Source organism: Rhodopseudomonas sp. (genome assembly GCF_036404135.1).
Taxonomy (GTDB): domain Bacteria; phylum Pseudomonadota; class Alphaproteobacteria; order Rhizobiales; family Xanthobacteraceae; genus Rhodopseudomonas_A.
In genome coordinates, this window is the sequence record NZ_DASWPE010000060.1 from 1 (window position 1) to 19201 (window position 19201).

Genomic DNA, 19201 nt, shown 5'->3' on the forward strand with positions numbered 1-19201 from the left:
GAGCCGCCCTGGCGCACGCCGCCGGCCTGCGCATTGGTGACCAGCGCGCGCGCGGTGCCGGCGATGTCGATGCCGAAGTGATCGTAGAAGCGGCGGTCTTCGGTGGCCAGCGTCGCCTTGATCAGGTTGTCGGGAAAGTCCTCCAGCGGGATCGAGTCGTTGTGCTTGATGCCGCGATTGCCGATCGGATTGCCGTAGCGATCGAGGAAGCTCACCGCGAGGTCGGATTTCTTCAGCCAGTCGTCGTCGGCGGTCTCGCGAAACGCCGGCACCGCGAGCGCCAGCATCAGAATGAGTCCGCACAGCCCGATGGTGGCCATCTCCGACAATGGCTCGATGAACACCCAGCGTTTCCAGCGGCCGACATGGAAGCGGTCCATGAAGGTGGAGAACCGCTCGTAGAGCTCGCGCAGGCCCACCGCCGAGGAAAACAGCGTGGAATCGATGCGCGCATCGACGTCCAGCAGGAAATGCCGGATTTTCTTGTTCCAGTCGGGGGGCACGATCTGACGCACCGGGAACCTAACAGTTGCAGCGGTTTAGGGCGCGGGACGGCGCCGGCAAGACGTCTTGCTGGAATGTTGCGGCAAACCCAAGGCCGAACCGGCGGCCCCGGGGACTCGATCATCTTATGTAACTGACCGCCTCTGTCTGACCAATAGGGACTCGCATCGCAGGCGGTCGCCCCGAGCCAAGGTGCTGAGGTTCCGTATAATTATCTAAAAAAAGATATTTTCATAAATGAATTTATTTGATAAAGAATAATTCTGGCGCGCCGCGAAGGTGCGATCGCGAGTGAGACATATCGGGTGGCCGTGCTGTCGAAGTCCGGCGGGCAGAAGGGGGTGGGCTGATGGCGCATCGTGAATCGGAAACCCAAGAACTTCTGCGGCTGTTGGATGCCGGCCACAGCATCCAAATGCTGGCGCCGCGTCGCGTCGGCAAGACCTGGTTGATGCACGACGTCGAAAGGAGGCTGAAGGCGCAAGGTTGGCTGACAATATTTTCCGACGTCGAGGGCATGAGCACTGAAGACGAATTTCTTCGTGACCTCTGCAAGAAGATCGAAGAGGCCGGATCACTTGCGCAGCGCGCGAAGGGGCAGCTTGTTCACAGACTGCAGCAACTCCTCACCAGCGATATCGACGGCAATCCGATCAAGGCGATCGGACACATCGACGTCAAGCGATTCTCCGAAGCCCTGGTGGCGTCGCTCAACGAGCAACCGGCGAACGTGGTGATCCTGGTCGATGAAATTGCGCTGTTCGTCGCCGCGCGACTGGCTGCCGATCCGACGGCGACGCTGGAGTTTCTCTATCACCTGCGCAAGTTGCGCCAAGCCTATCCGAAGGTGCGTTGGCTGTTGACCGGCTCGATCGGGTTGGATGTGGTGGCGCGCCGCGCCGGCCTGTCAGGATCGTTGGTCGATCTGGAAATCTTTCCGCTCGATCCGTTCTCGAAGCCGGAGGCGCGCGCTTATCTCGCCGAGCTTTGCAAGAATGGCAAAGTGCGATGGCGTTTTGCTTTGGATGACAACGGTTTCGATCATCTCGCCGAGCAACTCGGCTGGCTGTCGCCTTTCTACCTGCATCTCATCGCAAATCGCATCAAGTCGGAAGCGATCGACGGTGGCGTACCGTTCGCGACGATTGCCGAGATCGATTGCGCATTCGAGCAACTGCTGGCGCCGGCCTATCGAGGCAGCTTTGCAGCATGGGAAGAGCATCTGACCAAGAATTTTCCGAAGCCGGAGTCGGATATTCTCCATGCTATTCTTGAAAGCTGCGCCGGGCATCCGGCCGGCGAAACCGTTGCAACGCTGCTGACCAAATTGACTCAACAGCATCCCGCGATCAGCCAGCGTGCTCTGATGGACTCCCTGACCGCGCTCGCGAACGACGGTTTCTTGATTGAAGCCACCGGCCGTTGGCAGTTTCGCTCCGGCCTGTTGCGTCGCTACTGGCAGAAGTACATCTGCCCATGACGACGCTCGGCATCGCGATCTACGATCCGCGCCGTCTCGACAACGAGACGTTCCTGGCCGGCTTCGTCGCGCGCGGCGACTTCGTCGCGTTCCTGCTCGACAAGCTGCGCGATATGCCGGATGTGGCCGAGCATCACATCGTCGTCGGGCCGCGCGGCATGGGCAAGACCAGCCTGCTGCGGCGTCTGGCGATCGGGATTTCCAGCGAGCCCGCGTTGCGGCAGCGCTTCATCCCGCTGACGTTTCGCGAGGAGCAATACAATGTCCGCTCGCTGGATGCGCTCTGGCGCAATTGCGCGGAGGCGCTCGCCGAATGGTGCGAGAGCGAAGGCAAGGCGGAGGTCGCGGCCGAGATCGACCGCAGCCTGCTGACGCCGGAGTGGCGTCAATCGCGCTCCGCCGTGGAAGCGTTCCTGGCGTTGTCGAAGCGGCTCGGCGGCCGACCAGTGCTGTTCGTCGACAATCTCGATTTGATCCTCGATGCCTTGACTCCGGAGCAGAACTGGGAGTTGCGTCGGATTCTGCAGGCCCCCGGCGGCCCGGTATTGTTCGGCGCGGCCACGCAGCTACTGCGCCAATCAGGCGAGCGGGATGCCGCGTTCTACGAATTCTTTCATCCGCACATGCTGGATCCGCTCTCGGAAGCCGAACTGCTGCAATGCATGAACCGTCTTGCCCAGGCCCGCGGCGAATCCGGCAAGGCGGTCAGCGAGATTCTCACGCGGGAGCCCGAACGAATCCGCACCCTGCACACTTTGACCGGTGGCAATCCGCGGGTGCTGACTCTTGTCTATCAATTGCTCGAGCGCAGCGAAAGCGACACGGTCTTTTCCGATCTGGAAGTGCTGCTCGATCAATTGACGCCGTTCTACAAGGCCCGCGTCGAGGAGTATCAGACCGATCTGCAGCGCGCGGTGATCGACGCCATCGCGCTTCATTGGCACCCGATCACGTCGCACGATCTCAGCCTGGTGACCGCGGTCGACGTCACGACCATCTCGCCGCAGCTCAACAGGCTGAAGCGCGACGGTCTTGTCGAAGAGGTTCAAACGTCGGGCGCGCGCGCGGGCTATCAGCTGGTCGAGCGGTTCTTCAACATCTGGTACCTGATGCGTCACGGCACGAGGCGGACGCGGCAGAAGATCTATTGGCTGACGGCGTTCCTGAGCAGCTTCTACGCGCCGGCTGAACTTGTCAAAATGAAGGCGCAGGCGATGTCTGAGGGCCGCGCAAATTGGCATCCGCTGTATCGGGAAGCGCTTGAGGCCGTGGGCGAGGGTGGAGCGAGTATCAAAAAAATCGATGTATCGTCTCGGTCCGCGGACGCTTCAGATAGTTCGGAAGTGGCGGATATGAGCCACGAGTTCAGCGGAGTTGTCGAAGGCCAATTGAATGATGCCCGAAAGCTCATGCAAGCTGCAAACAAGCTGGCCTCTGCCGGACGGAAAGAGGAGGAAATCGCGGTCTATGACCAAGTGTTGAGCCGGTTCGGAACCGCGCACCAGCCTGAGCTTCGCGAGCAAGTGGCCCGCGCGCTGGTCCTCAAGGGGCTGACGCTCGGTTCGGTGGGGAGGAACGATGAGGAAATCGCGGTCTACGACCAAATTTTGGGCCGATTTGGGACCGCGGAGCAGACCGTGTTTCGCGAGGCAGTGGCCCGAGCGTTGGTTCTCAAGGGGTTGACGCTCGGTTCTTTGGGGAAGAGCGACGAGGAAATCGCGGTTTACGACGAGGTGGTGAGCCGGTTTGGGAACGCTGAGCAGCCAGTACTTTGCGAACAAGTAGCTCACGCGTTGGTCAGTAAGGGGATTGCGCTTGGTTCTGTGGAACGGAGCGAAGAGGCGATAGCGGTCTTTGACGAGGTGATGAACCGGTTCGGGACTGCCGAACAGCCTGAACTTCGCAAGGAAGTGACCGGCGCGCTGCTGAGCAAGGGTATCAGGCTTTGCTTGTTGAAACGGAGCGAACAGGCGTTAGCAGTCTTTGACGATGTAGTGCGCCTGTCCGGGGCCGTCGAACAGCCGGCGCTTCGGGAGCACACAGCCCGCGCGCTATTTCTGAAGGGGTGCACGCTAGCATTTCTCAGACGGAGCGAAGAGGCGATGGCGGCTTATGATGAGGTGGTGAGCCGGTTCGGGGACGCAGAGCAGCCTGCGCTTCGCGAACAAGTGGCCGGCGCGTTGGTCAACAAGGGAGACGCGCTGGATTTCTTAGGGCGGAGTGAAGAGGCGGTCGCGGTCTATGATGAGGTGGTGAAACGGTTCGGGACCGTGGACCAACCGGAGCTTCGTGCGGAGGTGGCCCGCGCGCTGTGCAATAAGGGTATCGAGCTTGGCTTGTTGGAACGGAACGAACAGGCGATTTCGGCCTATGACGAGGTGGTGCGCCTGTTCGGGAGTGCGGAACAGCTCGAGTTTAGCAAACAGGTGGCCCGCGCGCTGGTGAACAAGGGGGGGCGACTCGGTTCATCGGAACGGAACGAAGAGGCAATCGCGGTCTACGATGAGGTGGTAAGACGTTTCGGGGATGCCGAGCAGCCTGAGCTTCGCGAGGGCGTAGCCCGCGCCCTGGTCGGCAAGGGCGCCACCCTAGACTCCGTTGGACAGAGCGAAGATGCAATTAGGGTTTATGATGAGGTTGTTCGCCGTTTCGGGAGCGGCGATCAGCCTGCGCTTAGCGAAGCGGTCGCGCACGCCTTGGTAAATAAGGGTGTGCGCCTTGGTTTGTTGGGACGGAGTGAAGAGGGAATTGCTGTATTTAAGGAGGTCGTGAGCCGCTTTGGGATGTCCGATCAGCCTGAACTCCGCGCTCTGGTCGTGCGGGCCCTCGATTTCGGATCAACGACGTCGATTGAATTGGGGCGCTTCGAGGAAGCTGAGAAGTTGTGTCGGCGTGCGGCCGAAATAGATTCCAAGGACTCTGCGGCCTGGACCCTTTTGGGCAACACGCTTGCGGATCATTCGGGAAAGCCGAGCGAGGCCGAGGCGGCATACCGTGAAGCTATGTCAATATCCGACCCAACAATGTTCGCCGAAGCGAACCTCGCATGGCTGTTGCTGGCCGCGGGTAGAACATCGGAACTCGCGCCGCTCCGTGCCGCGCTTGGCGAACTCCATCCGGTGGGGCGAGGGTTGCTCGACGCCGCTGTCGAAATCTCCAGCGACAATTTCGGCGCCGCCACGCTGCATCTGCAAGAAGCGCTCGCCGGCGATCAAGACCAGCTCCGGTCGACATTTTTCGACGATCTTCTGCGCCTTCTGCGCATCGCCGAATCCCGCGGCTACGGCGAAAAGCTGATCGCCTGGTTCGTCGAGTCCGGTCAGGCGGAACGCCAGGCGCCGCTCTATGCCGCTTTTGTCGGCTATGTGCGCGGCCCGCAATTTCTGCTGGACTTCAGCCCGGAGATTCGTAAACCGGCAGAGCCGATCTTGCGCTGGCTGAGCAGCCGCCGGAACAGCCAGCCGGTCCAGAACCCGCCCAAACCCAAACGTCGTCGTGGGCGCCCACCTCGGAAACATTCAACGGCATGACAGCACCCGCCAAGAAACCCTCCGAGCAGGAGGGATTGTTCTGGAAGACCAAGACATTGGAGCAGATGTCGGGCGCCGAATGGGAAAGCCTGTGCGATGGCTGCGCGCGCTGCTGCCTGGAAAAGCTCGAGGACGAGGATAGCGGCAGGATCTATTTCACCCATGTGTCGTGCCGCTTGCTGGATTCCGGGCTGTGCGCCTGCAAGGATTATGCGCACCGCTCCGACCAGGTGCCGGACTGCGTGCGGCTGACCCCGGAGAACGTCCGCACCCTGAACTGGCTGCCGCCGAGCTGCGCCTACAAGCTGGTCGCCGAGGGCCGCGATCTGTACTGGTGGCACCCCTTGATTTCCGGCGATCCGAACACGGTGCATGAGGCCGGGGTCTCGGTGCGCGGCCGGGTGCAGGGCACCGAACTCGACATCAACGACGAACATCTCGAAGACCACATCGTGCAATGGCCGGGGCTGCTGCCGAAGCGCGCGCGCTTGAAGAAGCGGCCGGCCTGAGCGGCTGGTAGCAGGCTGCCTGCCGCGGAGCATGAAAGCCGTGGACAGCATGCGCGCCGAACTATCATTCTTGGTGTAGCGGCTTTCCTTTGCAAGCATGGCGCGCTAGGCTGCTGATCGTCAGTGCTCAGCCACGCGCCCGCCATCGCAGGCGCCGCATCGAGGGCCGTCGCATGAGCGACATTCCGGTTCGACTGATCCCCGGCGATTCCGAATCCGAGCAGCCCGAAGACGCGCCGGCACTGTGCCTGTCGGGCGGCGGCTATCGCGCCATGGTGTTTCACATCGGCGCGCTGTGGCGGCTGTATGACAGCGGCTGGCTCGGCCGGCTGCAGCGGATCTCCAGCGTCTCCGGCGGCTCGATCACCGCGGGCTTCCTCGGGCTGCAATGGTCGCAGCTCAGCTTCGCGCCGGGCACGGTGCAGAGCGAGTTCGTGCCGAAAGTGGTGGCGCCGCTGCGGGCGCTGGCCGCCACCACCATCGACATTCCGGCGGTGATCCTCGGCCTGCTGCTGCCCGGCGGCGTCGCCGGCCGGATCGCCAAGGCCTATGATGCCGCGCTGTTCGGCGGCAAGACGCTACAGGATCTGCCGGACGGGCCGCGCTTCGTCATCAACGCCACCAACATGCAGTCCACCGTGCTGTGGCGGTTCTCCAAGCCGTATATGTGGGACTACCGGGTCGGCGAAGTGAAATCGCCGACGCTGCCGCTGGCGCAGGCGGTGGCGGCGTCGTCGGCGTTTCCGCCGGTGCTGTCGCCGGCGCGGCTGTCGCTGAACAACGCCGATTTCGTGCCGAACACCGGCACCGATCTGCAGCGGCCGCCATTCACCACCGAGGTGATCCTCACCGACGGCGGGGTGTACGACAATCTCGGGCTGGAAACCGCCTGGAAGCGCTACAAGACCATCCTGGTGTCCGACGCCGGCGGCAGGACCGCTGCGGAAGAATCGCCGCCGACCGACTGGTTGCGGCAGGCCTATCGGGTGCTGAACCTGATCAACAGCCAGGTCCGCGCCTTGCGGATCCGCCAGCTGATCGATTCCTATCAGCGCGGCGCCGACAATCCGCAGGATCCGACCGGGCGCAACGGCGCCTATTGGGGAATTCGCGCCGACATCGCCGAGTATCATCTGCACGACGCGTTGCCGTGCCCGCTGCCGCGCACCATCGAGCTTGCCAATCTCGCGACCCGGCTGGCCCGGCTCGACAGTCTCACCCAGGAGCGGCTGATCAATTGGGGTTACGCGATCACCGACGCGGCGTTGCGCAAATATGTCGATCCAAGCCTGCCGCCGCCGCAGGGATTTCCCTATCCGCAGGCGGGCGTCTGAGCGCTCGGGGCTGACCGCTGGGGTCTGAGCGCCGGGGCTGAATGCCGCGATCTGCGCGCTGCGGTCCGCGCGAGCATTTTCGGTTTGGATTGAAAGATTCAACCCCTCGTCATTCCGGATTGCGAGTTCGCAAGAACGAGCAAGTCCGGAATCTTGCAACGAGGTCGACCAACGCAGCGTCGTGGCATGCTGCAAGAGTCCGGGTTCGCTCGAGCCATCGCTCTCGCGCCCCGGGACGACAGGACCGCCGTCGCTCAGCGAACTCTCACGCAGCCGTGAACCAGAACGCGCGCGTGGGACGCACCTATGCGTGCCGTCCGCTGGGCCGGCCGCGGTTGGCAGGTTAGCTTTGCAACATCGCGGCTGCGTAGGCTGCGATTCTTCCCCGTCCTCCGATTTCGAACGAATTTATCTCCGTCCATGACCACGTCCGAAAGCCAGGGCCGCGAACCGGCCAACCGGCGGGCCTTGCCCGCGTCGATCGCGCGGCCGGCGCGTGCGGTAGCGCTCGATCTTGCGATCGACGACACGCCGCACTTAGCGAAGCCCTTGGCGCCGCCCTTGGCGCCGACCGCGCCGCTGACCCCGGTCGAAGTCCGCGGCATCCTGCTCAGCCTGTTGCTGGCGATGTTCCTCGCCGCGCTCGACCAGACCATCGTCGCCACCGCGCTGCCGACCATCGGCCGCCAGTTCCACGACGTCAGCAGCCTGTCCTGGGTGATCACCGCCTATCTGTTGGCCTCGACCGCGGTGGCGCCGGTGTTCGGCACGCTGAGCGACATCTTCGGCCGCCGCGCCACCATCATCATCGCGATGGGATTGTTCATCGCGGGCTCCGTGCTGTGCGCGCTGGCGCCGAACATCGGCGTGCTGATCGTGGCGCGCGGCCTGCAGGGGCTGGGCGGCGGCGGCATCCTGCCGATCGTGCAGACCGTGATCTCCGACGTCGTCAGCCCACGCGAACGCGGCCAGTACCAGGCGTATTTCTCCGGGGTCTGGGTGTCGGCCTCGATCGGCGGCCCGGTGATCGGCGGGGTGTTCGCCGAGCACCTGCACTGGTCGCTGATCTTCTGGATCAACCTGCCGCTCGGGGTCGGCGCGCTGGCGCTGCTGCTGCCGAAGATGGGCAAGATCCCGGTGTTCCATCGCCGCCGCAAGGTCGACTGGCTGGGCGGGCTGTTGCTGATGGCGGCCGCGGTGGTGGTGATGCTGGTGCTGACCTGGGGCGGCACGCGGTTTTCCTGGTCGTCGCCGACGATTCTGGCGATGGCCGGCGCCGCGGCGCTGCTGGGGCTCGGCTTCGTCTGGCATGCGCTGCGCACCGCCGAGCCGTTCCTGCCGCTGCAACTGATGGACGGCAGCGTGGTGCCCTATGCGATGGCGGCCGGCGGTTGCGCGATCGGCGTGCTGATCGGGCTCACCGTCAGCATGCCGTTGTATTACGAGGTGGTGTATGGGCTGAGCGCCAGCGCCTCCGGGCTGGCGCTGATTCCGATCGTCGCGGTGTCGGTGCTGGGGGCGGCGTTTTCCGGCCGCGCCACCACGCGCTGGACCCACTACAAGCGGGTGGCGATCGCCGGCAATGCGTTCTCCGCGGTGATGTGCTGCGCGCTGGCCGTGGCCACGCCGTTGCCGCTATGGACGCTGCTCGCCATGCTGGCGCTGTTGTCGGTCGGCATCGGCACGGTGTTTCCGGTCAGCCTGGTGTCGATCCAGAACGCGGTGCCGCGCGACCAGATCGGCACCGCGACCGGCGCGATGAATTTCTTTCGCGCGCTGATGGCCTCGTTCGCGGTGGCGGCATTCACCGCGATCCTGTTGGCGGTGCTGGGCAGCGACGTGCCGATCGGCCGCGAGCACACCGACGCCATCGCGGCGATTTCCCCCGGCGCGATGGTCGCGGCGTTCCGCTACGTGTTCGTCGCCTCCGCCGCGCTGATGGCGATGGCCGCGCTGGCCATGCTGGTGATGGAAGAACGGCCGCTGGCGGGGCCGGAGATTTCCGCCGACCTCGCCGAATAGGCTGCGCGGGCGCCCCGCCGCGCCCGGCGGACGTTAACATTTCGTTGAGCCTAGCGCCGGAATCCGCGGCGCGGCCGCGCCGCTGCGAGCGCGGGAAACCGTCCGGAAACCATTGCCGCCCTAGCCTTTGCCGGCCTGCGCGGACGAACCCGCGAACCATCGACAGGAGTGTGTGGTGCGGCGGTTGCTTTGCAAGTTTCTGGCGGATCAGTCCGCGGCCACCTCGCTGGAATATGCGCTGATCGCCGCGGGCCTCAGCATCGTGATCCTCGGCGCGGTGCAGGCGCTTGGCACCACCGTCAACGCCAAATACACCTCGGTCGGCAGCGCCATCAAGTAATCGCCGCGCCCCGCGCGGAGGCCGGATGGGCCTGCGCGGCGCCGTTGCCGCGGCGCCGTTAATCATCACTAACGGCCGGGGTCGAATCTGCGGCAATTCACGGCCAGGTTTTTAGCGCGCGCGATGTATCACCGCGGGGCAACGGCAAACATCACGCGGGGGCGCAATGCGACGGACTGGTCATCACACCGAATATCTGCTGCAGGGCACGGATAAGGCGTTTCACCATCGGCTGGCCTCGCTGACCGCGCTGGTGGCGCTCGGCATGGTGCTGGCGCCGGCGATCGGCTTCGTCATGCTGCTGGTGGATTGACGGCGGGAGCCGCGCGAGCGCATGCGACCGTGATCAGCATCCGCCCTTCAACGGGTCGTCCCTGCGTAGGCAGGGACCCATAGCGCGCGGAGTTGCTGTTGTGCGTAGGCGCCCGTCTTCATCGTGGACTCCAGGGGTGATGGGTCCCTGCGTGCGCAGGGACGACCCGCGGAGAAGCACTGCGCAACCGCTGCGATGCGAAGGTTGAAATCATCACACCCCTGCGTGCCGCCGTGCTCGGCTCGCGATGCCGGCTTGATCGATCGCAGTGTTGGGCGATCGCGGCAAGCCTGTTAAGACCTGCGGCATGATGTATTTCATCGTCAAATGCCTATTGTCCGGCGTCATCGTCGGGGTGGTTTCGGAACTGGCGCGGCGCAGTCCCACGTTCGGCGCGCTGATCGTGTCGCTGCCGCTGGTGTCGTTGCTCGGCATCCTGTGGCTATGGCGCGACACCGGCGACGCCGCGCGGATCGCCGCGCATGCGCAGGCGACATTCTGGTACGTGCTGCCGTCGCTGCCGATGTTTCTGCTGATGCCGTGGATGCTGCGCAGCGGGATCGGATTCTGGCCGACGCTGCTGGCCGGCTGCGTGCTGACCGTGGTTTTGTATCTCTTGATGGTCGCGACGCTGGCGCGGTTCGGACTGCGGCTGTGACTGAATGGGAAAATAGTCCTTGACAGCGTGACGCTGCCGGGCTAGGGTTTGCGCATGCTCCACAATTGGGTGTTGCGGCGCGGCGGCCCATTTGGCGCGCGGCGAAGCCACTAAGCATTTGCAGGAACATCAGTCTTGATGCCGCGTTGGTGGCCAGAGCTCCGCACGACGGGGTCACTCCAGCGATGAGGGCATCAATGGCGAACAAACAACAAGGCCGAATCGTGGAAACCCCGACCGAGGCCCGTCAGGCCGAACCTGGGCCGTCGGTGTTGGCGCTGCTGACCATCTCGACCGGATTGGCGGTACTGATTCTCGGCATGATCTGGTTCGCGTTCTTCCGCACCTGACGGAACCGGAGATGATCGGCGAGGCGCGGGATCCGGTTTCTCAGGATCAAAGCGCAGGCTCACCAGATGACAGCGACCCGAACCAGCGCGCCGGCGAAACCGTCGGCGCGGCGCAACGTGACGACCACGCCGCGCAACACGTCCGCTGCTGCCGCGGCGAAGCAGCGCGCCAGCACCGCCGCGCGGCGGCAAACGCTGGCCGCCACCTGCAAGAAAGCCGACGAGACGCTGCTCGTCGATGACGCCGACGAGGTCGGCGTGGCGCTGGCCAAGCGCGCGGTGGCGCGCGTCAAAGCCGCCGAAGCCGAAGCCGAAGCCGAAGCCGAATTAGAGCCGGCGGCGGCGGCGAAGCCGGTCGCGAAGAAAACCGCCAGAAAGACCGGCGCCAAGAAAACCCCGGCCGCCAGGAAGAAGATTGCCAAGACAGCCGCGAAGCCCGCCGCCGAAACCCCGGCCGACGAGGACATCGCCGATGCAACGCTGCCGGCGCCGGCGCGAAAGAGCCGCGGGCCGAGCGGCGTCAGCCGCACCGCGGTCGACCGGCTCGACGATCCGAAGCCGGCAAGCGGCCTCAAACTGCTGGATCGGGTGTCGCGCTCGATCGAGCGCGAGATCAACCAGATCGAGGCGCTGGTCGGCGGCAGCCATCTCAAGGAAAAGCAGCGCACCGAAGCCGAGCGCCGCGCCCGCACGCTGGCCAGCCTGACCAAGACCTTGAGCGAGTTGCGCCGGCTGCGCGCCACCGAGCAAGCGAGAGCCGCCGATGACGACGCCGTTCCCCGCGACCTCGACGAGTTCCGGCGCGCGCTTTCGCGACGACTGGAGCAATTGGTCGCCGTCGCAGCGGAGTTTCCTGCTGCAGGGCATGAGTGAGGCCGAACTCGGCTTCCTCAACGCGCAATGGGACGTGTTCGCGCATGATCACCAGCGCCCGCCGCATCTGGCGCCGAACGGCGCGCCGTGGCTGAGCTGGCTCTTGATCGGCGGCCGCGGCGCCGGCAAGACCCGCGCCGGCGCCGAATGGATTCGCGCCCAGGCGCTCGGCCTGGCGCCGTTCGCCGACCGCGCGGTGTCGCGGATCGCGCTGGTCGGCGAGACCGAACACGACGTCCGCGAGGTGATGATCGAAGGCGTCTCCGGGCTGCTCGCGGTGCATCCGCGCGGCGAGCGGCCGAATTGGATGCCGTCGCGCAAGCGGCTGGAATGGAATAACGGCGCGGTGGCGCAGGCATTCTCTGCCGACGATCCGGAGAGCCTGCGCGGCCCGCAATTTGCCTGCGCCTGGTCCGACGAAATGGCGAAATGGCGCTACGCCGAGGCCGCGTTCGACATGCTGCAATTTGGCCTGCGGCTGGGGCCGCAGCCGCGGCAGCTGATCACCACCACGCCGCGGCCGACCGCTTTGTTGAAGCGGCTGCTGTGCGATCCGGCCTGCGTCACCACGCGGGCGCCGACCCGCGCCAATGCCTTCAACCTGGCGCCGACCTTTCTGCAGGGCGTGATGGCGCGCTACCAAGGCACCCGGCTGGGACGCCAGGAATTGGACGGCGAGATCATTGAGGACCGCCCCGACGCGCTGTGGTCGCGGGCGCTGCTGGAGAGCTGCCGGGTGGAGGCCGCGCCGGTGCTGACCCGGATCGTGGTCGCGGTCGATCCGCCGGCCTCCTCCGGCAAGCGCGCCGACGCCTGCGGCCTCGTCGCCGCGGGAATCTGCGCCGCCGGCACCGTCTATGTGCTGGCCGACGACACCGTCGTCGCGGCGACGCCGTCGGCCTGGGCGAGCCGGGCGATCGCGCTGTGGCGCAGGCTTGAGGCCGACGCGCTGGTCGCCGAGGTCAATCAGGGCGGCGAGATGGTGCGCGCGGTGATCGGCGAGGTCGACGCCACGGTGCCGGTGACGCCGGTGCGGGCGTCGCGCGCAAAATGGCTGCGCGCCGAGCCGGTGGCGGCCTTGTACGAGCAGGGACGGGTGAAACACGCCGGCTGCTTCGCCGCGCTGGAGGACGAGATGTGTGATTTCGTATTTCAAGAATATCTATTTGATTTTGCTGCCTTTCTTGTTTCCATTTTTCAGATGTTTTACAATTTTGTTCTTGTGCCGTTCGCCCAGGTTGACCAACGCGGCCTGGCCGCTGGCCTTCTTGTCGGCAAATCTGCAGTAGCGCTCGATCATCGCAATGCTCATCCCGATGCAATCGGAGATCTGCGCGGTCGATAGTCCGGACCTCCGCAGATGGACGACCGCGGTCGCCCGGAGACCGTGCAGTGTGGTGCCGGCCAGATCTGGAATTTTGGCCCGCTCTCGCTCAAACATCAGCGAGAACCTGTTGCGGCTGAATGGGCGCCCGCTTGGTTGCGTCAAGAAGGGGCCGGGGCGCTTCTCCCACGTCGCCATCTCGGCTTCGAGTTCGGGCAGGATAGGGCACCACACCTCGCGGCCGGTCTTCCGCTGCACCAAACTGAAACCGCCGTCGTCGATCATGTTCGGCACCAGGCGAACCACGTCAGAGCCGCGCTGCCCGGTGTAGAGGTAGAGCATCACGCCGCGACGAACCATCGAACTCAATTTGGGGATGGCCGCGATCTGCGCGGGCGTCCATGGCTTGTGGCCGCCGGTCTTTGCGTAGGGCTCGACGCCGTCGGTGATGGAATGGTCCAAGAGGCCGCGAGAACGCGCCCAAGACGACAGCGCGCGGATGCCGCCAAGGAACGTGTTGGCCTTGCCTGGCAGCGCCGCGAAGCCGTCCATGATGGCTTGGACATGGACAGGTTGAACGCCAGCGGCGGGGAGCGACCCCCATGCCGCGCGCGCGGTCTTCAATGCCTGGTCATATTGTTTCTGCGATCCGGGCGTGAGCGCCAGATACTTCGGCGATTGCTTGTAGGCGTCAATGACGGCGCCGAATGTGTCGCCGTCTGTCAGCGTGGAAATCCCCTGCGCCTGCCGGATCGCGGCCCAAAAATCGGGAGACCTGGGATCGCTCGGCAGCTTCACCCGCTCACCTTGGTTCGCACCGCCGCGGCCGGCCTGGAAATAGTAATATTCCCGCCCGCGCGATGTGACCTTGTGAACGCCTTTAGGCAGTTCCACGGCGGCTCTCTGTGGCGGCTTTCGCGGCATTCTTGGCCCCTGCCATAAACGGATCTGACGAGGTATCGTCGGCCGATCCCGCCAGCGAGGCAAGCGCGGTTTCGACTGCGGACCATGACCACCGCACGCAGCCCGTAGACAATCTGACGGGCCTTGGGAGCACCCCGCGCCGGACCATCTCGTCAACCGTGCTTTCCGAAATGTCGAGCTCGGCGGCCAGCGTCGATCGGCTCAGGAATGATGGCGGGCGTGTCGTTGCGATTGTCCTGCTCATTTCTCGACACCCCAGACCCGGTCCAAATATTCACGCATCTGATCCGTGGTTGTTATCTTTGCGGCGGTGCTCCTGGGAGGAAAACCGCCCGCCTCCTCTTGAGGTTCTTTATATTCCTCGCCGCTTCCGTAACATTCAGGGCAGCGGATGCTGTAGCGCTCGGTGCCCTTCATATCGATGATCGGATAATATCCTTCTCCGCCGCAAACACCGCATTCGTCCGCCATGCTCATCTCTCGATACTACCTGATTTCAAACGGTGGATGTTGCTTCTCGGCCGTCACCCAACGACCTCAAATCACCCCGACTGTGCGGCCAATTAAGACAACCAGCCCTACCAATGGCAGGGCCACGAACCACATCACCCACGCGGCCGCCATGCCGATGATAGCTAAGAACGCCAGCACAACTGCTGCTGCCGACCTGACGTGATAGGACATTGATGATCGTGTGATCATGGCATCACCACCCGCGCCACGGCGGATTGCGCCGGTCGATCCAGTATCCGAAGAACCAGAGGCAGAAGATGAAAACGAGGATGAACACCAGCTGCGCGATGTCGTGGGATCTCATGGCTTCACCATGGCGCGGAGGTCTTCGGCGAGGATCTTTCCGATATTGTTGGTCAATGTGCCGGAAGTTTCGCGCTCTACCACCTTCGCCGCTTCCTCTAATGCCGCGTTGCGGATGGCGGTGGCGTATACGGCGAGTACAGATTGGCTTCCACCAATGGCGTCATTCCAAAAGTTGTGTAACGCGCGCCGCGCCTCCATGCCCTGGCAGGTTTGCAAAGACCGGTGGAACGCCGCATTAAATCCATAAGTTGTCGGATTTCGGATAGTGTCGGGCGTATCACCAATGGCTGCGGTGAGCGCGGTGCGCGACCTCGCAAGGTATCTCTCGCGATCCACCCGAGCCGCGCGATCCCAATCCCCACGGTTGTCGAATTCGTAATCGGAGCGCGCCGCCCGCTCCACCATCTCATCAGTCACCATGGCTTGCTCCTTGGGATTGGAGGGCGGCGCATCCAGCGTCGGTTATCGAAACGCCGAGATACATAGAATCGACACCTTCCCCAGCGACGCCAACGATCGCAAATCCCTTTGCAACCAAGCCCTCAAGCGCGGCACCGTGGCATTCGCCGTACTGCCCGTCACCACGGCCCAACCATTCCAAAAGGAAACGCTCTTGCGTGTTGATCTGGTGCGTCACTTCATCACCTCGTCTCTCTGAGCGATGGTAACAGGGGTTGGGTTGGTGAAACCGCAGCGCGTCCGGCTACGTCGACCCCCGGCCTCGGCTCGCTCGATTTTACTCCGGGTGAACTCTACGCCAACCCGGCGATCTCGCAGCAGCTGTTGGACGACGCGGCGATCGACCTGGAGCAGTGGTTGGCCGGGGAAGTCGAGGGCGAGTTCGCCAAGCAGGAGGGGATTGCGTTCCTGTCCGGCAACGGCACCAACAAGCCGTACGGCATCCTCACCTTCGTTACCGGCGCGGCCAACGCGGCGCGCCACCCGTGGGGCGCCATTGCGACCGTGAACAGCGGCGCCGCGGCGGCCCTCACCGGCGATGGCTTCATCGATCTGATGTACAGCCTGCCGGGCGAGTTCGCGGCCAACGCGAAGCTCTACATCAACCGCCTTTCGCTCGGCGCCGCGCGCAAGCTCAAGGATGGCCAGGGCAACTATCTGTGGCAGCCGACCTATGTTGCGGGTCAGCCGGCGACGCTCGCGGGCGCTCCGATCGTCGAGCTTCCGGACATGCCGACCGTTGCAGCCGGCAACGTCGTTGCGCTCTACGGCGACATGGAGGCGACGTACCTGATCGTCGATCGCATCGGCATCTCGGTGCTGCGCGACCCGTTCACCGACAAACCCTACGTGCACTTCTACACCGTCAAGCGTGTCGGCGGCGGCGTCTACAATCCGGAGCCGATGCGGGCGCTGGTCGTCGGCGCGTAAGGCGCGGGCCTGTCAATCCGGGCGGATAGTCCGCCCGGTTCCCCTCCAGCCACAAATCATCAGGAGCCATCATGGTGAAGCCGAAAACCCACACGACCGATGCCGCGCCGGACCATCCCGACATCGACAAGCTCACCCCTGCGACCAAACCGGAGGCTTCAGGCGCGCTGCAGGAGCCGGAGATTGCCGAGGGCGTCGACACGGGACACCCGGCGGTGGACGCCAATCCGCGCAAGGGCGCCAAGCCGGACAGTAACCGGATCGACTTCAACGACCCGACACTGTCCGCGCACGACGCCGTCGTCAAGAACCTCGAAGACCAGAAGACGACGTAGTCGGAACCGCAGAGTCTTGCGTCGCTCTCATTTTGAGCGGCGCATCAATTTGGCTCATTCGAAAGGGCGGCGGTGAATGTCCCGTGTCGTTGTTATCTCTCCGCCAATCGCCGTCGTCACCGCGGATGAGGCGCGGGAAGTTCGCGTATTCTCTGCCGACGACGCCACCGCATACATCGACACCCTGCTTGCCGTAGCTCAAGGGCAGATCGATGGGCGGGACGGCTGGTTGCACCGTGCCATTGGACTTCAAACTCTTGAGATCGTCGTTCCAGCGAAATGGATCGTTGACGTTGATCAGCTTCCATTGCCTCCATACGTCGACACGGTAACTGATATCATAGCGGAAGATGGGAGATCTCGCGCCTTCCGATATCGAGCCGGGTACGGCGTCGCTCCAGCAAGCCCGGTACCGCCAGCGATAAAGCACGCTATTATTCTGATGGCTGGCGTGCTGCGCGACGCGACGCCAAACGAGGGTGGCCTGGTCAAGAGAAAGACCGTCGACGGCGTCGGATCCCGCGAATACACGCTGCCCGACGGTGCTGCCGATAGCATGAGACAGGCCGCGGAAAGCCTGCTCAAGCCATACTGGTTGCCTGCTTATGACTAGCGCCGAGGAAATGCTGGAAGATCACCGGGAATTCTTGGCCGACGATGGCGAGGACATCCTGATCCGCTGCTATACGGGGTCGGGTCCGGTTCGACCGAAGACCGAGGCGAAGGTTCGCGCGCGGGTTACGGGCTTGGAATCCGCGACGCTGATCGGCGCCATCGTGCAGGGAAAGTGCCAGATCATCGCGCTGAACGATCCGGACGCCGAGGTGCCCACGGGCATGGTGCCGCTCGCCGAGCTGCTGCCGATCACGACCACGGACAAGGTAGTGCTGCTGCGCGACGGCCGGCAGAAAGAGCTGGCGATTGAGGCGGCAGACGACAACACCCGTCGCGTCGGCGGCGTGCTGGTGGCGCTGCAGATTCAGGCGTCGGGCTGATGACGACAGCAAGCGAGGCGATCGCGGTCATCAAAGACCTGATCGAGGGCAACCCGCAGCTGCATCCTGAAAGCGGCGATGCCTTGCCCATGTATTGGCAGGGCGAGGATGCGCCCGCGCTGCCCGGTACGCCGTCGCCGTTCATCTACACGGTCTTCGACGCTGAGCGGTCCGATACGATCGAGATCGGCGGCGGCCGCGGGAGCAACCGGCATCGCAACCCGGGCACGGCGTCGATCTTCGTGTTCGTGCCGATCGGCTGGGGACTGCTTTACGGCACCAATTATGCGGAGGCACTGGCGGCGCCGTTCCGCTCCTATCGTGCCAACGGCGTCACGATTGACGCCGTCACCGTTTATCCGGGTGGTCCCGGATCTGAAATCGCAGTCCCGGGAATGGACAACGAGACCAAGAATTACTTCTGGTCGGGCTGCGAAATCGAGTTTTACCACGACCTGATCGGCTGAGCCGAAACCCCAACCACACATAGGAGCACTTGCCATGGCCGGTCTCGCGGAAAGCGTATCCGAGCGCGTCGTTCTGAAGCTGTATGCAACCGACGTCATCGATTCCGAAACGGAGCCCTTGGCGGCGACCGATCCGGGCTCCAGTGGCGGCCAGGTGCTGCGCCACGTCTCGCACAATCTCGGTCTCACGAAGGATAGCTACCGTCCGAACGAAAAGAAACAGGACGCGCAGCAGGCCATGGGCAAGCACGGTAGCCGCACCATCGCCGGCACCATCAATGGTTTCCTCAGCCCGGGCACCCACGCCGTTCCCTTCGCCGCGGTGATGCGGTCGGAATGGTCGGAGCCGATCGACCTCGACGAAACGGAACTGACCAGCGTTGCCTTCGACGCGGTTACGAAGACCGCGACCTTCGGCGGCGGTGATCCGGTCGCGCTCGGCGCCCGCGTCGGCATGATGGGCTCGTTCGCCAATCTCGCGGCGCCGGGTAACAACCGATACTTCGTCATCCTCGGGTTCAGCGGGTCGAACAACCGGGTCGTCAACATCTACCCGGCGCCGACCACCGAGACGGCCGACACCTCGTTCTCGCTCTCGCTGTTTCCGAAGCTCACCAATCCGCCGACACAGGCGGAGCGTACCAACTACAAGGCGGCGATCGAGGTCTATAATCCCGACATCGATCTGTCGCGGTTCTATTCGGAAGTGCGGATCGGCGGCTTCGACCTCTCGATCGGCGTCAACGCCAACGTCGGCCTGAATTTCACCGTGCTGGGCCGCAATCGCAAGATCCTGGAGGGCGCCGCGGCGCCGTTCTTCACCGCGCCCGCGGCGGAAACCACCACGGATATTCCGACCTCGATGCAGGGCTTGCTGCTGCTCGACGGCGCGGTGATCGGCGTCGTCACCGGCCTCAACATCAAGGTCGATCTCGGACCCGAGGCGGCCAAGGCCATCAACCCGGATGGGTTGATCGCCGGCATCTTGCTGGGCGACTTCGTTTGCTCGGGCGACTTCACCGTGTTTCTGACCGA

22 protein-coding genes are annotated in these 19201 nt (G+C 64.0%); 18 read left to right on the forward strand and 4 right to left on the reverse strand.

Annotated elements, in window-relative coordinates; genetic code table 11:
- Positions 1–515, reverse strand: a 515-nt coding sequence (locus tag VGC77_RS06745) for a transglycosylase domain-containing protein (protein WP_331170803.1), incomplete at its 3' end; no start/stop codon positions are given.
- A 338-nt stretch (positions 516–853) separates the two neighbouring features.
- On the opposite strand from VGC77_RS06745, the gene VGC77_RS06750 reads away from it, so the two are divergent.
- The 11 genes from VGC77_RS06750 (at position 854) to VGC77_RS06800 (ending at position 13258) form a co-directional block, all read left to right on the forward strand.
- Positions 854–1984 (forward strand): AAA family ATPase, encoded by a 1131-nt coding sequence (locus VGC77_RS06750; RefSeq protein WP_331170804.1) that lies wholly within the window; start codon positions 854–856, stop codon positions 1982–1984.
- Complete coding sequence (locus tag VGC77_RS06755) at positions 1981–5514, forward strand: tetratricopeptide repeat protein (protein WP_331170805.1); 3534 nt, start codon at positions 1981–1983, stop codon at positions 5512–5514. The genes VGC77_RS06750 and VGC77_RS06755 overlap by 4 nt, the downstream gene beginning before the upstream one ends.
- Positions 5511–6023, forward strand: coding sequence for a YcgN family cysteine cluster protein (locus tag VGC77_RS06760; RefSeq protein WP_331170806.1), 513 nt, complete (start codon positions 5511–5513; stop codon positions 6021–6023). The genes VGC77_RS06755 and VGC77_RS06760 overlap by 4 nt, the downstream gene beginning before the upstream one ends.
- Positions 6024–6196: 173 nt before the next feature.
- Positions 6197–7357, forward strand: a complete 1161-nt coding sequence (locus VGC77_RS06765) for a patatin-like phospholipase family protein (RefSeq protein ID WP_331170807.1) — start codon at positions 6197–6199, stop codon at positions 7355–7357.
- A gap of 420 nt (positions 7358–7777) precedes the next feature.
- Positions 7778–9379 (forward strand): MDR family MFS transporter, encoded by a 1602-nt coding sequence (locus VGC77_RS06770; protein WP_331170808.1) that lies wholly within the window; start codon positions 7778–7780, stop codon positions 9377–9379.
- Positions 9380–9554: 175 nt separating this feature from the next.
- Positions 9555–9719 carry a Flp family type IVb pilin gene (locus VGC77_RS06775; protein ID WP_331170809.1) on the forward strand — a complete coding sequence of 55 codons (165 nt, stop codon included), beginning with the start codon at positions 9555–9557 and terminating at the stop codon, positions 9717–9719.
- 166 nt (positions 9720–9885) lie between these two features.
- Positions 9886–10032 (forward strand): hypothetical protein, encoded by a 147-nt coding sequence (locus VGC77_RS06780; RefSeq protein ID WP_331170810.1) that lies wholly within the window; start codon positions 9886–9888, stop codon positions 10030–10032.
- Positions 10033–10339: 307 nt separating this feature from the next.
- Positions 10340–10690: a DUF3147 family protein gene (locus VGC77_RS06785; RefSeq protein ID WP_331170822.1), complete on the forward strand. Its 351-nt coding sequence runs from the start codon at positions 10340–10342 to the stop codon at positions 10688–10690.
- A gap of 197 nt (positions 10691–10887) precedes the next feature.
- A complete protein-coding gene (locus VGC77_RS06790; protein WP_331170811.1) occupies positions 10888–11040 on the forward strand; it encodes a hypothetical protein in 153 nt (50 codons plus the stop codon).
- Between the two features lie 66 nt (positions 11041–11106).
- On the forward strand, positions 11107–11913 hold the full coding sequence (locus tag VGC77_RS06795) for a hypothetical protein (protein WP_331170812.1): 807 nt from the start codon (positions 11107–11109) through the stop codon (positions 11911–11913).
- Positions 11906–13258, forward strand: coding sequence for a DNA-packaging protein (locus VGC77_RS06800; protein ID WP_331170823.1), 1353 nt, complete (start codon positions 11906–11908; stop codon positions 13256–13258). The genes VGC77_RS06795 and VGC77_RS06800 overlap by 8 nt, the downstream gene beginning before the upstream one ends.
- Before the next feature lie 1143 nt (positions 13259–14401).
- Here VGC77_RS06800 and VGC77_RS06805 read toward each other — a convergent pair.
- The 3 genes from VGC77_RS06805 to VGC77_RS06815 all read right to left on the reverse strand — a co-directional run bounded on the left by VGC77_RS06805 (position 14402) and on the right by VGC77_RS06815 (position 15400).
- The gene (locus VGC77_RS06805) at positions 14402–14638 is read right to left on the reverse strand and encodes a hypothetical protein (protein ID WP_331170813.1); all 237 of its coding nucleotides are present in this window, start codon (positions 14636–14638) and stop codon (positions 14402–14404) included.
- Between the two features lie 60 nt (positions 14639–14698).
- Positions 14699–14845: a hypothetical protein gene (locus VGC77_RS06810; protein WP_331170814.1), complete on the reverse strand. Its 147-nt coding sequence runs from the start codon at positions 14843–14845 to the stop codon at positions 14699–14701.
- A 129-nt stretch (positions 14846–14974) separates the two neighbouring features.
- Positions 14975–15400: a hypothetical protein gene (locus VGC77_RS06815; protein WP_331170815.1), complete on the reverse strand. Its 426-nt coding sequence runs from the start codon at positions 15398–15400 to the stop codon at positions 14975–14977.
- A 10-nt stretch (positions 15401–15410) separates the two neighbouring features.
- On the opposite strand from VGC77_RS06815, the gene VGC77_RS06820 reads away from it, so the two are divergent.
- From VGC77_RS06820 to VGC77_RS06850, 7 genes are all read left to right on the forward strand, one after another.
- Positions 15411–15638, forward strand: a complete 228-nt coding sequence (locus VGC77_RS06820) for a hypothetical protein (protein WP_331170816.1) — start codon at positions 15411–15413, stop codon at positions 15636–15638.
- Positions 15635–16369 carry a phage major capsid protein gene (locus tag VGC77_RS06825; RefSeq protein ID WP_331170824.1) on the forward strand — a complete coding sequence of 245 codons (735 nt, stop codon included), beginning with the start codon at positions 15635–15637 and terminating at the stop codon, positions 16367–16369. Before VGC77_RS06820 ends, VGC77_RS06825 begins: the two co-directional genes overlap by 4 nt.
- A gap of 71 nt (positions 16370–16440) precedes the next feature.
- On the forward strand, positions 16441–16704 hold the full coding sequence (locus VGC77_RS06830) for a hypothetical protein (RefSeq protein ID WP_331170817.1): 264 nt from the start codon (positions 16441–16443) through the stop codon (positions 16702–16704).
- A 76-nt stretch (positions 16705–16780) separates the two neighbouring features.
- Complete coding sequence (locus VGC77_RS06835) at positions 16781–17317, forward strand: hypothetical protein (RefSeq protein ID WP_331170818.1); 537 nt, start codon at positions 16781–16783, stop codon at positions 17315–17317.
- Between the two features lie 10 nt (positions 17318–17327).
- A complete protein-coding gene (locus VGC77_RS06840; RefSeq protein ID WP_331170819.1) occupies positions 17328–17699 on the forward strand; it encodes a hypothetical protein in 372 nt (123 codons plus the stop codon).
- Positions 17699–18166 carry a hypothetical protein gene (locus VGC77_RS06845; RefSeq protein WP_331170820.1) on the forward strand — a complete coding sequence of 156 codons (468 nt, stop codon included), beginning with the start codon at positions 17699–17701 and terminating at the stop codon, positions 18164–18166. Before VGC77_RS06840 ends, VGC77_RS06845 begins: the two co-directional genes overlap by 1 nt.
- Positions 18167–18200: 34 nt before the next feature.
- Positions 18201–19201 (forward strand): phage tail tube protein (locus tag VGC77_RS06850; RefSeq protein ID WP_331170821.1); only part of this gene is annotated, 1001 nt, incomplete at its 3' end.

Bases quoted from the DNA above. Each gene is read 5' to 3' on its own strand.
- VGC77_RS06750 (WP_331170804.1), top strand. From the start codon at position 854: ATGGCGCATCGTGAATCGGAAACCCAAGAACTTCTGCGGCTGTTGGAT.
- VGC77_RS06755 (WP_331170805.1), top strand. From the start codon at position 1,981: ATGACGACGCTCGGCATCGCGATCTACGATCCGCGCCGTCTCGACAAC.
- VGC77_RS06760 (WP_331170806.1), top strand. From the start codon at position 5,511: ATGACAGCACCCGCCAAGAAACCCTCCGAGCAGGAGGGATTGTTCTGG.
- VGC77_RS06765 (WP_331170807.1), top strand. From the start codon at position 6,197: ATGAGCGACATTCCGGTTCGACTGATCCCCGGCGATTCCGAATCCGAG.
- VGC77_RS06770 (WP_331170808.1), top strand. From the start codon at position 7,778: ATGACCACGTCCGAAAGCCAGGGCCGCGAACCGGCCAACCGGCGGGCC.
- VGC77_RS06780 (WP_331170810.1), top strand. From the start codon at position 9,886: ATGCGACGGACTGGTCATCACACCGAATATCTGCTGCAGGGCACGGAT.
- VGC77_RS06785 (WP_331170822.1), top strand. From the start codon at position 10,340: ATGATGTATTTCATCGTCAAATGCCTATTGTCCGGCGTCATCGTCGGG.
- VGC77_RS06790 (WP_331170811.1), top strand. From the start codon at position 10,888: ATGGCGAACAAACAACAAGGCCGAATCGTGGAAACCCCGACCGAGGCC.
- VGC77_RS06795 (WP_331170812.1), top strand. From the start codon at position 11,107: ATGACAGCGACCCGAACCAGCGCGCCGGCGAAACCGTCGGCGCGGCGC.
- VGC77_RS06800 (WP_331170823.1), top strand. From the start codon at position 11,906: ATGAGTGAGGCCGAACTCGGCTTCCTCAACGCGCAATGGGACGTGTTC.
- VGC77_RS06805 (WP_331170813.1), bottom strand. From the start codon at position 14,638: ATGAGCATGGCGGACGAATGCGGTGTTTGCGGCGGAGAAGGATATTAT.
- VGC77_RS06810 (WP_331170814.1), bottom strand. From the start codon at position 14,845: ATGTCCTATCACGTCAGGTCGGCAGCAGCAGTTGTGCTGGCGTTCTTA.
- VGC77_RS06815 (WP_331170815.1), bottom strand. From the start codon at position 15,400: ATGGTGACTGATGAGATGGTGGAGCGGGCGGCGCGCTCCGATTACGAA.
- VGC77_RS06830 (WP_331170817.1), top strand. From the start codon at position 16,441: ATGGTGAAGCCGAAAACCCACACGACCGATGCCGCGCCGGACCATCCC.
- VGC77_RS06835 (WP_331170818.1), top strand. From the start codon at position 16,781: ATGTCCCGTGTCGTTGTTATCTCTCCGCCAATCGCCGTCGTCACCGCG.
- VGC77_RS06840 (WP_331170819.1), top strand. From the start codon at position 17,328: ATGCTGGAAGATCACCGGGAATTCTTGGCCGACGATGGCGAGGACATC.
- VGC77_RS06845 (WP_331170820.1), top strand. From the start codon at position 17,699: ATGACGACAGCAAGCGAGGCGATCGCGGTCATCAAAGACCTGATCGAG.